This is a genomic window from Victivallis vadensis, assembly GCF_003096415.1.
Classification (GTDB): domain Bacteria; phylum Verrucomicrobiota; class Lentisphaeria; order Victivallales; family Victivallaceae; genus Victivallis; species Victivallis vadensis.
This window is the reverse complement of record NZ_QEKH01000004.1, coordinates 157,789-170,961: the sequence shown is the minus strand read 5'-3', so window position 1 is coordinate 170,961 and position 13,173 is coordinate 157,789. Positions and strand designations below refer to the sequence as shown.

The window sequence follows — 13,173 nt, the reverse complement described above, 5'->3', positions numbered from 1 at the left end:
ATTATTCATGGCAAACTCTCCTTTGTGGTGATTCCGAAAATCCGTTGCCACCGGTTAAGCAAATGCCGTGCCAACTTGAAAATGAGCGGAGACAAGCGGGAGGTGGGAGATATTGTTTTACAAAATTGTAAAGGAGTGGCCGGGGCGTTTACAATTTTGTAAAAACCGGGAGGAGCGGGACGGCGTTTTCCTCCTCGGAATGAGCTTGGCACGCTTTTTGCTTTTCCTGTCAAAAAATATTTTCGGACCAAAAGAGGAAGGAGCTCTGAAACCATGGAAATGAATCGACAGCAACCCCAACAGCGATTTGCAGCGCCGCCGGTGCCGGATACCGGACTCTACAGCTTTGCGAACGAACACGACGCATGCGGCGTCGGCCTCGTCGCGGACCTGAACAATGTGCCGAGCCACCGGATCGTCGAGATGGGAATGACGGTCCTGAAGCGGCTGATGCACCGCGGCGCGGCGGGCGGCGACCCGGATACCGGCGACGGAGCGGGGCTGCTGCTGGCGCTGCCGGATGAGTTTTTCCGCGCCGAACTCGGCGGCAAGTTGCCGGAGCCGGGGAAATACGGCGTCGCGATGATCTTCGGCGGAGCGGGCCGGGAAGCCGCCGTCGAAGAAGTCGTCACCGCCGAGGGGGGCCGGGTGCTCGCATGGCGCGACGTGCCGGTGAATCCCGGCGAGATCGGGCGGGCGGCGCGGGAAACGTGCCCGGCGATCCGCCAGCTCTTCATCGACGGCGGCGCTTTCCATTCGCAGGCCGAATTGGAGCGCAAGCTCTATGTGATGCGCCGCCTGATCGAAAAGAGCGTGCCGGAGTGCTACATCTGCAGCATGTCGGGCCGCAGCATCGTCTACAAGGGGCTGCTGCTGGCGACCCAGCTGGAAAAATTCTATCCTGACCTCGGCGATGAACGCTTCAAGTCGCCGCTGGCGCTGGTTCATCAGCGTTACAGCACCAATACTTTCCCGACGTGGAATCTGGCGCATCCGTTCCGCTACCTCGCCCACAACGGCGAGATCAACACCCTGCGCGGCAACCTGAACCAGCTGCGCGCCCGCGAACCGTTCCTCGCCAGCGAACTGTTCGGCGACGACATGCGCAAATTGCTGCCGCTGATCCCGGAAGGGCAGAGCGATTCGGCCTGCCTCGACAATATGTTTGAACTCCTGGTCGCCGCCGGCCGCCCGCTGTCGCACGCGATGCTGATGCTGATGCCGCAGGCGTGGGGTAAAAACTACCACCTCGGACGCGACGTGCGCGGCTTTTTTGAATACCATTCGGCGCTGATGGAGCCGTGGGACGGGCCTGCCGCGGTCGCGTTTTCCGACGGCGTGAATGCGGGCGCGATCCTCGACCGCAACGGATTGCGCCCGGCGCGCTACACGCTGTGCAAAGACGGCGTATTCGTGCTGGCCTCCGAAACCGGCGTGCTGGATTTCCCGGCGGACCAGGTGGTGCGCAAGGGGCGGCTGCGTCCGGGCGAGATGATCTACCTCGATCTGGAGAACCACCGGCTGATCAACGACGGCGAACTTAAGAACCGCGCCGCCCGCCGCCGTCCCTACCGGCGCTGGGTGGAGGAGAACAAGATTTCGGTGCACGGGCTGTTCACCGAAATCACCCCGGCGGAGCTGCGGGACGATCTCGTCGCGATGCAGAAGCGTTTCGGCTACACCCGCGAGGATATCGAATTGATCGTCAAGGCGATGGCCGCCGCCGGCAAGGAGCCGGTCGGTTCGATGGGCAACGACGCGGCGCTGGCGGTGCTGTCGGACAAGCCGCAGTTGCTGTTCAACTACTTCAAACAGCTGTTCGCGCAGGTCACCAATCCGCCGATCGACCCGATCCGCGAGGAGCTGGTGATGAGCCTGACCACCTACATCGGCAACCGGGGCAACATCCTCGCCGAAACTCCGGCGCACGCCCGGCTGATCAAGCTGAACCGCCCGGTGCTGACCGACGACGAGCTCGCGAGGCTCGAACGGGTCGGCCGGCAGGATTTCCAGTCCCGCGTGCTGCCGATGGAGTTCCCGGCGGGGGGCGACGGCGCGGTGCTGAAACTCGCGCTGGAAAAGCTCGCCCGAGACGCGGTCGAGGCGGTGCGGGAGAACTGCCGGATTCTGGTGCTCTCCGACCGCAATGTGTCGGAAAAGTGCGTGCCGATCCCGTCGCTGCTGGCGACGGCGGCGGTGAACCGCGCGCTGGTCGCCGCCGGGCTGCGCCCTGAGGCCGGGCTGATCGTGCAGTCCGGCGAGGTGCGCGAAATCATGCACTTCGCGCTGCTGATCGGTTTCGGCGCGACGGCGGTGAATCCGTATCTCGCGCTGGAAAGCGTGACCGGGCTGGCCTGCTCCGGCGCGATTCCGGTCGATCCGGTCACGGCGGCGGGCAACTACATCAACGCGGTGGACAAGGGATTGCTGAAAGTGATGTCCAAGATGGGCATTTCGACGCTGCGCAGCTACCGTTCCGGGCAGATTTTCGAGGCGGTCGGCCTGAACCGCGAAGTGATCGACGCCTATTTCCCCGGCACCGCCAGCCGGATCGGCGGCATCGGCCTCGACGAAATCGCCGCCGAAGCGAACCGCCGTTGCGAGGCCGCCGCCGCCCCGGCGCTCGGCCGCGGCGAAAACCTGCTGCCGGACGGCGGCCAGTACCGCTTCCGCCGGGGTGGTGAAAATCACCTGTGGACGCCGGAGTCTCTGGCGGCTTTCCGGCAGGCGGTCCGCACCAACGACCGCGAGGCGTTCAACCGCTATTCGAAGCTGATCGACGACCAGGCGAAGCACCTGTGCACTTTGCGCGGGCTTTTTGAATTCGCCCCCGCCACTCCGATCCCGCTGGACGAGGTCGAGAGCGTTGAATCGATCCTGAAGCGTTTCGTCTCCGGGGCGATGTCGCTCGGCTCGCTCAGCCCGGAGGCGCACGAGGCGATCGCGATCGCGATGAACCGCCTCGGCGGCATGAGCAACTGCGGCGAGGGCGGCGAGGACTCCATGCGCTACACGCCCGGCCCGAACGGAGAAAACCGCACCAGCGCGATCAAGCAGATCGCCAGCGGCCGCTTCGGCGTGACCATCGACTATCTGCGCCATGCGAAGGATTTGCAGATCAAGATGGCGCAGGGCGCGAAGCCGGGCGAGGGCGGGCAGCTGCCGGGGCACAAGGTGGACGCCTTCATCGCGCGCATCCGCCACTCGATGCCCAATGTGAGCTTGATTTCGCCGCCGCCCCACCATGATATTTATTCGATCGAGGACCTCGCGCAGCTGATCTACGACCTGCGCAACGCCAACCCGGCGGCGCGGGTGTCGGTGAAGCTGGTTTCGGAGGTCGGCGTCGGCACCGTCGCCGCGGGCGTCGCCAAGGCGCACGCCGACGTGGTGCTGGTCAGCGGCCATGACGGCGGCACCGGGGCCTCGCCTCTGACCAGCATCAAACACGCCGGGCTGCCGTGGGAACTCGGCCTCGCCGAAGCGCAGCAGACGCTGGTGCTGAACCAGTTGCGCGACCGGGTCAGGCTTCAGGTCGACGGCCAGCTCAAGACCGGCCGCGACGTGGTGATCGGCGCGCTGCTCGGCGCCGAGGAGTTCGGCTTCGCGACCACGGTGCTGGTCTGCCTCGGCTGCGTGATGATGCGCAAGTGCCACGAGAACAGCTGTCCGGTCGGCGTCGCGACGCAGGACCCGGAGCTGCGCAAACGCTTCTGCGGCAAGCCGGAGTATATCGAAAACTTCCTGCGCTTCATCGCCGAGGACACCCGCGAAATTCTCGCCCGTCTCGGACTGCATTCGATCGACGAGGCGGTCGGCCGCGCCGACCTGCTGAAAATGAACCGCGCGATCGACTTCTACAAGGCGCGCCGTCTCGACTTCGGCAAAATCCTGACGCCGGTGGTCCGGGGCAAGGTACGGTTCGATCCGGCCCGCGCCCCGGAGGAGCTGGAGAATTTCGACCGCCGGCATCTGCTCGCGCCGCTGCTGCCGCACATCGACGCCGGAACTCCGGCGGAGCTGGAGTGCGCGGTCTGCAACGTGGACCGCACCGTCGGCACCGAGCTTTCCGGCGAACTGGTCGCGCGGCGCGGTGCGGCGGGGCTGCCCGACGGCACGTTGAAGGTACGCTTCAAAGGATGTGCGGGCCAGAGCTTCGGCGCGTTCCTCGCGCCCGGCATCGAATTCGAGCTTGAGGGCGAAGCCAACGACTTCGTCGGCAAGGGGATTTCGGGCGGTGTGATCGTGATCCGGCCGGATCGGGAGGCCTCGTTCGATCCCGGCGCCAACGTGATCGCGGGCAACGTGATCGGTTACGGCGGCACTTCGGGCCGGATCTTCATCAACGGGCAGGCGGGCGAACGCTTCGCGATCCGCAATTCCGGCGTGACCCTCGTAGTAGAGGGCGTCGGCGACCACGGCTGCGAATACATGACCGGCGGCCGCGTGGCGGTGCTTGGGCGCACCGGCGTGAACTTCGCGGCGGGCATGACCGGCGGCCTCGCCTACGTGTACGACGAATCCGATGACTTCGACCTGCGCTGCAACGTCGGCACGGTGGACCTTGAGAGCATCCTGCCGGATTCGGAGGACGAAGCCGAGCTGACCGGATTGCTGCGCGAACATCTGGCCCGCACCGGCAGCCCCCGGGCGAAAGCGATTCTGGACGACTGGACCAACGAGCGCGCGAAGTTCGTGAAGGTGTTCCCGGTCGAGTACCGGCAGGCGCTGGGCCGCATGGCCCGCGAGGACGCCGAGGCCGTCGACCGCCGCGGCGAAATGAATTGAGGATAAGGAGACAGCATCATGACTCACAGAATAGACGATATCTACCGCCCGGCCGAACAGCGCCGCCGGGACTTCAGGGAGGTCGAGCGCCCGTTGTCGTGCGCCGAACTTCACGAACAGGCCGCCCGCTGCATGGGGTGCGGCATTCCGTTCTGCCACGGCGCGGGGTGTCCGCTCGGGAACGTGATTCCGGAATTCAACGCGGCGGCGTGTTCCGGCGACTGGCGCGGGGCGTGGGAGATCCTCTCCTCGACCAGCAGTTTCCCTGAGTTCACCAGCCGCGTCTGCCCGGCGCTCTGCGAAGGCTCCTGCACCGACGGCATCGACGATGAGCCGGTGATGGTCCGCCAGATCGAAAAGGCGATCGTCGAAAAGGCCTATCAGAACGGCTGGGTGAAGCCGTTCACTCCGCCTCGCCGCAACGGCAGGCGCGCGACCGTGATCGGCTCCGGCCCCGCCGGGCTGGCGGCGGCGGACGAACTGAACCGGCTCGGCTGGCTGGTGACGGTGTTCGAGGCGAACGCCGCGCCGGGCGGACTGCTCCGCTACGGGATTCCTGACTTCAAGCTCGACAAAAAGGTGATCGAACGCCGTATTGAACTGATGAAACAGTCCGGCATCGAATTTGTGTGCGGCACCCGTGTCGGCGAGGATGTGTCGGCGGCCTATCTGGCCCGGCGCTCCGACGCGGTGGTGCTGGCGGTCGGCACGCCCGAGGCGCGTGACCTGAAACTGCCGGGGCGCGAACTGGCGGGAATTCATTTCGCACTGGAATTTCTGCAGGGCCAGAACCGGGTGGTCGGCGGCGAACTCGCCACCGTCCCGGTCGTTGCGGCCGGCAAGCGCGTGGTGGTGATCGGCGGCGGCGACACCGGCAGCGACTGCGTCGGCACGTCGATCCGGCAGGGGGCGGCGAGCGTGCTGCAGATCGAGATCATGCCGAAACCGCCGGCGGAGCGTTCGCCTTCGACGCCGTGGCCGATGTGGCCTTATGTGCTGCGCACCAGCTCCAGCCACAAGGAGGGCGGCGAACGGCGGTGGAACATTTCGACCAGAGCCTTTGCCGGTGAGCGCGGCCATGTGACCGCACTCGAAACCGTCGAAGTCGAGTGGGAGTTCAGCCCCGCCGGAAGACCCCTCAAATTCGCCGAAATTCCCGGTTCGGAGCGGCGGATCGAGGCGGACCTCGTGCTGCTGGCGATGGGATTCACCGGCGTTCGGCCCGACGGCGTCGCCGCCGAACTGGGCCTCGCGGTCGATCCGCGCGGCAGGGTGCTGGAGGACCCGGCGCGCCGCATCTTCTGCTGCGGCGACACCGCGAACGGCGCATCGCTGGTGGTGCGGGCGCTGGCGGACGGCAAACGGACGGCGCACCGGGTGAATGACGCATTTCACGGAGGAAACTGACCATGCAATTTTCCAAGTGGCACGGGCTGGGCAACGATTTCGTGATCGTTGAACCGGAGAAGAATCCCGGCTTCGATTTCCGGGGGAGCGCGGAGCATCTGTGTGACCGCCATTTCGGAATCGGCGCGGACGGCGTGGTGACCGTCCGTCCCCTCGGCGGCAGCGCCTTTGAAATGCGCATCTACAACTCCGACGGCACCGAAACCGAAATGTGCGGCAACGCGACCCGCTGCGTCGGGCTGTACATCCGCAAAAACAAACTCGCCGCCGGCAGTGAATTTGAACTGCACACCCGTGGAGGAATCGTCCGTCCGAAGGTGCTGGACAACGGTTCGGTGCGCGTCGACATGGGCGAACCGCATCTGCTGCGCGGCGAGATCCCGGTCGCGGGCGATCCCGCTTCCGGCGCCGAAAATCTCGCGATCGAACTGCCGGGGCGGCAGTTCTCCGCCGTCGGCGTGTCGATGGGCAATCCGCACGCGGTGATCTTCGTGCCGGACATCAACGCGGTCGAGCTGGAAAAGTGGGGGCCGCAGGTGGAGTGCCATGCGCTGTTCCCCAACAAGACCAACGTGGAGTTCGTCGAGGTGATCAGCGACCGGATGGTGCGAATGCGCGTGTGGGAACGCGGCTGCGGCGTCACGCTCGCCTGCGGCACCGGCAGCTGCGCGACCTGTGTGGCGGGCGTGGTCACCGGCCGCACCGCCCGCTGCATCACCGTGCTGCTCGACGGCGGCGAACTCCAGATCGATTATTCGCTGAACGACAATCATGTCTATATGACCGGCCCCGCCTGCGAGGTGTTCCGGGGGCAGTATACCGAAACGAGGTGATCCCGATGGCCCGTATCAATTCCAATTACCTGAAACTCCCCGGCAGCTATCTGTTTGCCGAAATGAAGCGCAAAACCGACGCTTACAAGGCCGCCCATCCGGAAGCGGACATCATCCGGCTTGGAATCGGCGACGTGACCCGCCCGCTGGTTCCGGCGGTGATCGACGCGATGCACCGCGCGGTCGGCGAAATGGGCAGCGCCGAAACCTTCCGCGGCTACGGCCCGGAACAGGGCTATGATTTCCTGATCGAAGCGATCATCGCCAACGAATATGCGCCGCTGGGCGTCGAAGTCGCTGCCGACGAGGTGTTCGTCAGCGACGGCTCCAAGTGCGACGTCGGCAACATTCAGGAGATTTTCAGCTCCGACGCCCGCGTCGCGATCGGCGATCCGGTCTACCCGGTCTACCTCGACAGCAACGTGATGGCCGGGCGTTCCGGCGGATTCGGGCCGTCCGGCCGCTTCGCCGGGATCACCTACCTGACCGGCACGGAGGAGAGCGGATTCGCCCCCGCGTTTCCGCGGGAACCGGTGGATCTGATCTATCTGTGCAGTCCGAACAACCCGACCGGCACTGTTCTGCCGCGCGAAGAACTGGCCCGCTGGGTCGCCTACGCGAAAGAGCATGAGGCGGTGATCCTGTACGACAGCGCCTACAGCGCCTATATCCGCGAGGCGGGCGTGGTGCGCAGCATCTACGAGATTCCGGGAGCGCGGGAGGTTGCGATCGAATTCAAATCCTTCTCCAAGACCGCCGGATTCACCGGAGTGCGGTGCGCGTTCACCGTGGTGCCGAAAGAGTTGAAGCGGCGCGATGACCGGGGAGTGCCGCAGAGCGTGAATGCGCTGTGGCTGCGCCGTCAGTGCACCAAGTTCAACGGCGTCTCCTACATCGTGCAGCGCGGCGCGGAAGCGGTCTACACGCCCGGCGGAATGCGCCAGACCCGCGAGGTGATCGACTACTATATGGAGAACGCCGCGATTATCCGCGACGGGCTGGAGGCGGCCGGTTACCGGGTGTTCGGCGGGAAAAATGCGCCGTATATCTGGTGGAAGCTGCCCGCCGGGCTTGACTCCATGAGTTTTGCGGATAAATTATTAAACACCTGTCAGGTGGTCGGCACGCCCGGCGTGGGCTTCGGCCCCGGCGGCGAGGGATATTTCCGGCTGACTGCCTTCGGCGACCGCAACCGGACCCGGGAGGCGGTCGAACGGATCCGCAACGCGAACTTGGGCTGAAGAACAGCAGGATATGGAACGATGCCGCAGAAGAAACATGAATTGAGTCCCGAAATCACCGTTCTGCAGGAAATCAGTTACGCGGTGGTCCACCATCAGCGCAACGTCGACGACCTGCTGAACGAAATCCTCGCCGTGCTCGACCGGCGCATGGGGATGCTGCGCGGCACGATCACCTTGCTTCACGGCGACACGCTGAAGATTGAAGCCTCCCACGGCCTTGACGAGAGCGGGATGCAGCGCGGGCTGTATCACCTCGGCGAGGGGATCACCGGCCGCGTCGCCCAGACCGGCAGGCCGGAGCTGGTGCCGGACATCGCGAAGGACGCCCGGTTCCTGAACCGCACCAGGACCCGCAAGTACGACCATCCGGTCGCATTCATCTGCGTGCCGGTCTATCACATGGAGCGGGTGATCGGCACTTTGAGCATCGACCGCCGGATCGAACCGGAAACCGATCTTGAGCGCGACATGGCGCTGCTCGAAACCATCGGCAACATCGTGGCCGACGCGGTCGAAGTCTGCCGCCGGGAGCACGAGGAGCGCGAGGACCTGCTCGAGGAAAACCGCAAGCTGCGCAAAATGCTCAACGAAAACCCCGGCGAGCTGATCGGCAACTGCCGCACCATGCAGAACATCTACGGGCTGATCCGGCAGGTCGCCCCCTCCGACGCGACCGTGCTGATCCGGGGCGGTTCCGGCACCGGCAAGGAGCTGGTGGCGCGCGCGATCGTGCAGCTTTCGGGGCGCAGCGCAAAACCGTTTGTGGCGCTGAACTGCGCCGCGCTGCCGGAGAATCTGGTCGAAAGTGAACTCTTCGGCCACGAAAAAGGCGCATTCACCGGGGCGACCAGCCGCCGGATCGGCCGCGCCGAAGCCGCCGACGGCGGCACCCTCTTTCTCGACGAGATCGGCGACCTGACGCTGCAGACGCAGGTGAAGCTGCTGCGCTTCATTCAGGAGCGCACCTTTTCGCGGATCGGCAGCAATCAGGAGTTGAAATCGAACGTCCGCTTCCTCGCCGCGACCAGTCGCAACCTCGAAGAGCTGATGCGGCAGAAGAAGTTCCGCGAGGACCTTTACTACCGGCTGAACATCTTCCCGATCGTGATGCCGGATCTGTGCAAGCGCCGCTGCGACATCATCCTGCTGGCCGAACACTTCATCGAAAAGCTGAACGTCCGGTACGGCAAGCATGTGAAGCGGCTCTCCACCCCCGCGATCAACATGCTGATGAGCTACCACTGGCCCGGCAATGTGCGCGAGCTGGAAAACTGCATCGAGCGCGCCGTGCTGACCGCCACCGACGACTGCATCCACGGTTACAACCTGCCGCCGTCGCTGCAGACCGGCAAGGAATCCGGTTCCGACCTGCTGCCGGAGGGCAAAGCCTCCTTCAACACGCTGGTGGACTCCTACGAGCGCGAATTGATCGTGGAGGCGTTGAAGCGCAATCTCGGCAATATGTCCGCCGCCGCCCGCGACCTCGACCTCTCTCCGCGCGTGATCCACTACAAGATCGGCCGTCTCGGCATCACCCCCGAATGGTATCAGCAGCAGGAGCATTCCGACGGCGACTTTGCCGGATGAACCTGACGGGGGCCTTTGGGCTTGCTCCTGCGACGCGAAGCGTCTTTGGAGTGCGGAGATTCATCTCCGCACTCCAAGTCGCGCGTGAGTTTTATCTTCGACTTTGCATTGCCGCAATAACAGGCATGGCGCCCGGAGGGTAACAACTTTCGAGCTCAATAACAGGCATGGCGCCCGGAGGGTAGTGAGCACCGCACCTCCGGCCTGCGGATGGCTCCGGGGGACGCCGCGCACGTCCCCCGGAGCCCCTCGCCGGTGGCGGAGGCCGGTCCGGTTGCGGAGCACTTCCGCTCGCGGGCGCGGCTTCGCCGCTTACTTGTCCGCCTGCGGCAGCCAACCCTTCATCGCCCGCGTTGCGGGCTACGCCAGGGGGGCTTCGCTCACTGCGTTCGGCTTCGTCACTACCGTTCCTCGTTATTTTGCTGTTGCAAAATAATGCCCTCACATTCGTTCGCGGCGCTTGCCGCGCTTGTTGTGCGCCGCGTAAAGGGTATTGCGGCTTTATTTGTGCGCCGCGTAAGTGGTTATGCAGACCGACCAATGCCTTGCCTGTGCTTGGTCGCACGCCCCCCGTAGGGGCATTGGCGTGCGCATCCGGCAGCGGCACCTTGCCGCCCGCGTAAATGGTCTTGGAGGCCAACCTTTGCCTGACTGTACTGTCCGCCCGTGCGACCCGGAGGGTTACGGCAGAAAAAGACGGCCCGGAATCTTTTTGATATCCTTCTGCGGCTGAACCTTTTTCCATGCCGGGTCCGGCTTCATGCCGGGTTCGATCAGGACCCCGAAGCCGGCGGCGGCGGGGCTGATGGTTTCCCAGACCGTGAACTCGTTGGCGGCAACGTCGAAGCCTTCCAGATTCGCGAAATTCCGCCACAGCGGAATATACGGGTCCAGCAACGGGCGGGCCTGCTGCGGCGTCAGGTCCTGCCGGTCGGAGAGTGCGTGCGGCATCAGCGAGACCTGAACGCCGGGGTAATCGAAATCCTTGCGGGGCCGGTACTGCAGCAGATAGATCATTTCGCGCGCCGCGGCCGAGCCGGGACCGGCATAGGTGTAGGGCGTCAGTCCGGGAATCGGATCGGGCACCGTCTCCTCGATCAGCCATTGCGGATGGGACAGCAGGCGCACCGGATAGACTTTGCCGAGTCCGGTGGTCAGGCTCCGTCCCATCGGGTTGGCTCCGAGCATCCAGTCGCCGAGCAGAAACAGCGCGTCGCGATACCGTTTCTCCCCGGAGGCGCTCCATGCGGCGACCAGCGCCCGCCCTTTCTGGAACGGCAGCGAAGCCCCCCAGCGCATGAACAGGAAGAAGCCGTGCCCCAGCGGCCAGTGTACATTGCGGTAGGCGAGCTCCTGCTGGGTTTTCAGCAGCTTCCCCGCTTCCTCCACTGCGCGTTTCCGGTACTGGGCGGCTTTGATGAAGGCAAGTCGGGGAGAGGCCATCAATTCGGACAGGAAATACGGACTGCGGCGGTTGTCGAAGCAGCTCCGCAGCGCGGCGTTGAAATTCTCCTTGCCGAGATAGGCCTGATACTCTTCACAGCTGTCGTCGAAGGCGTAGAGGTTGAATGCCGCCTTGTAGATCAGGTCGCGGGGCAGCTCCTCCGGCTCCTGATAGGTCACCTTGCCGACCTTCGGAAGAGTGAACTCCTTTTTCTGCCGGTTGGCGGGTTCCAGCGCGTAGCGGAACGCCCGTGCGGCGGAGTCGTGGAACAGCCGGGCCTTCTCCAGTGCCCCGGCCCTCTTCAGCGCGAACGCGAGCTTGGCGGCATAGGCGGCGTATTCGAGCGAACTTTCGCGGGTGGGAAGCGCCAGATAGTAGCGCGGCGGATCGTTGAAGGGATCGGTGCGCTGGGGATGCGAAACCGCTTCCAGCCAGCAGCCGACGCCGCCCGCGGCATTCTGGGCGCGCCGCCAGACGTCGGCTCCCCAGGCCGCTTCGTCGAGAATGTCGGGTATGCCGTTGCCGGATTCGGGGAGGTCGAGCTGCCCGTCGCTGAAATTCTCCGGAAACATCAGATAAACGGAGGTCAGGTCCTCGATGATCTGAAAATGGTAGGTGCGGCGGTCGAAATCCCCGGCATCCCACCAGCCGCCGTAGACTTCGGGCAGGAACTCCTCGGTGGCGGTGGCCCGGATCATATCGAAGGGGCGGACCGTGATCGCCTTTCCGGCGGAATCGCGGAAGCAGCCGCTTTGGGCGTTGTAGTGCTGGTCGTTCGGCGCGAAGCCGCCGCGCCAGGAGCCTTTCTGCCGGGCGGGCATCGGCCAGCCGGTGAGGGCGGCGCTCTTTTCGATTCCGCTGCGCTGGTGGAAAAGGCCGCGCATCTGCACGTAAAAAGCGCGGTCGAACGCGGTCGGAGCAAGCTTGAATTCCCATGACCGGCCGACGCCGGGGATTGAGATGAAGTAATCGCCGGGCGTGTTGAAATCGGAGAAATCCAGCTCCATTACGGTTTCGCCGTTGAGCCGGTAGCGGTTCTGGTTGTGCCGGTGGAACTGCTCCCGGCTGCGCAGCGCGATTTTTCCGGTGTGGACGACCGAACCGTCGGAGCTCCGGCAGATCCGGAACTCCCTGCCGTTGAACTCCTCCGCCGGAAGTTCGCCCAGAGTGCCGAGCCACATCCCGAGATAGGCGTACTTTTCTCCCGCTTCGGTAGAATATCCCTCCTGATTCACCTTGATCGCGCGCGAAAGGGTCGTCGCGTCGTCGTATTTCAGTTGAGCCTGGTTGCCGTCGCCGGTCGTCACCGTCAGGATCTGGCCGTTTTTCAGCGGTTCCGCCAGTTTCAGGTAGGCGAAGTGAATCAGTTCCGCGGCCTGGACGCGATAGTGGTCGCGCCTTCCGGCACGGGGAACCCGCCAGAGACCGATCGCGTTCAGCCAGTACCCGTTGGCGGCGACGGCTTCGGGGTGTCCGTCGACGGAGATATGGAAAAAGTCCTTGTTTTCAAAGCGGTTCCGCAACTGGGGATGGTAGCGGCCGCTGATCTCCTGCGCCGCGAAATTGTACCGGAACTCGAACGCCCACGGTTTGAGCCTGCCGGCGGAAAAGGCTTTTTCCACTTGCATAAGGCGTTTGCCGTAGCTCTGGAGCAGCTGGGAATCCAGCATGTCGGTGTAGTCGCCGGCCACGACGATATATTGCGCAGTCAGCGGAAACAGTTGGAGCTCGCCGCGTTTCCAATCGATCCGGGCCGGCTCTTCCGGCCGGGCCTCCCGGATCGGGTCTCCGGCGGCGATGGAAAAAAACGGAACCGCGGACCACAGGAACAAAAACAGAAAACAGCGGATCTTTCTCATGATCACATCAG

Annotated in this window: 6 protein-coding genes; 5 read left to right on the top strand and 1 reads right to left on the bottom strand. The window is 64.4% G+C overall.

The window, feature by feature from the left end; translation table 11 throughout:
* The first annotated feature begins 273 nt into the window (after positions 1-273).
* Genes gltB through C8D82_RS03995 form a run of 5 tightly spaced genes read left to right on the top strand, consistent with a single transcriptional unit; the run spans position 274 to position 9,859 of the window.
* Complete coding sequence (gene gltB, locus C8D82_RS04015; protein WP_207776062.1) at positions 274-4,788, top strand: glutamate synthase large subunit; 4,515 nt, start codon at positions 274-276, stop codon at positions 4,786-4,788.
* An 18-nt stretch (positions 4,789-4,806) separates the two neighbouring features.
* Positions 4,807-6,195, top strand: coding sequence for a glutamate synthase subunit beta (locus tag C8D82_RS04010; protein ID WP_116882983.1), 1,389 nt, complete (start codon positions 4,807-4,809; stop codon positions 6,193-6,195).
* Positions 6,196-6,197: 2 nt separating this feature from the next.
* A complete protein-coding gene (gene dapF / locus C8D82_RS04005; protein WP_116882982.1) occupies positions 6,198-7,028 on the top strand; it encodes a diaminopimelate epimerase in 831 nt (276 codons plus the stop codon).
* Positions 7,029-7,033: 5 nt separating this feature from the next.
* Positions 7,034-8,269, top strand: a complete 1,236-nt coding sequence (locus tag C8D82_RS04000) for an LL-diaminopimelate aminotransferase (protein WP_116882981.1) — start codon at positions 7,034-7,036, stop codon at positions 8,267-8,269.
* Positions 8,270-8,290: 21 nt separating this feature from the next.
* Positions 8,291-9,859 carry a sigma-54 interaction domain-containing protein gene (locus C8D82_RS03995; RefSeq protein ID WP_116882980.1) on the top strand — a complete coding sequence of 523 codons (1,569 nt, stop codon included), beginning with the start codon at positions 8,291-8,293 and terminating at the stop codon, positions 9,857-9,859.
* 681 nt (positions 9,860-10,540) lie between these two features.
* On the opposite strand, the gene C8D82_RS03990 is transcribed toward C8D82_RS03995, so the two are convergent.
* Positions 10,541-13,162, bottom strand: coding sequence for a glycoside hydrolase family 9 protein (locus tag C8D82_RS03990; RefSeq protein WP_116882979.1), 2,622 nt, complete (start codon positions 13,160-13,162; stop codon positions 10,541-10,543).
* Positions 13,163-13,173 lie beyond the last annotated feature (11 nt).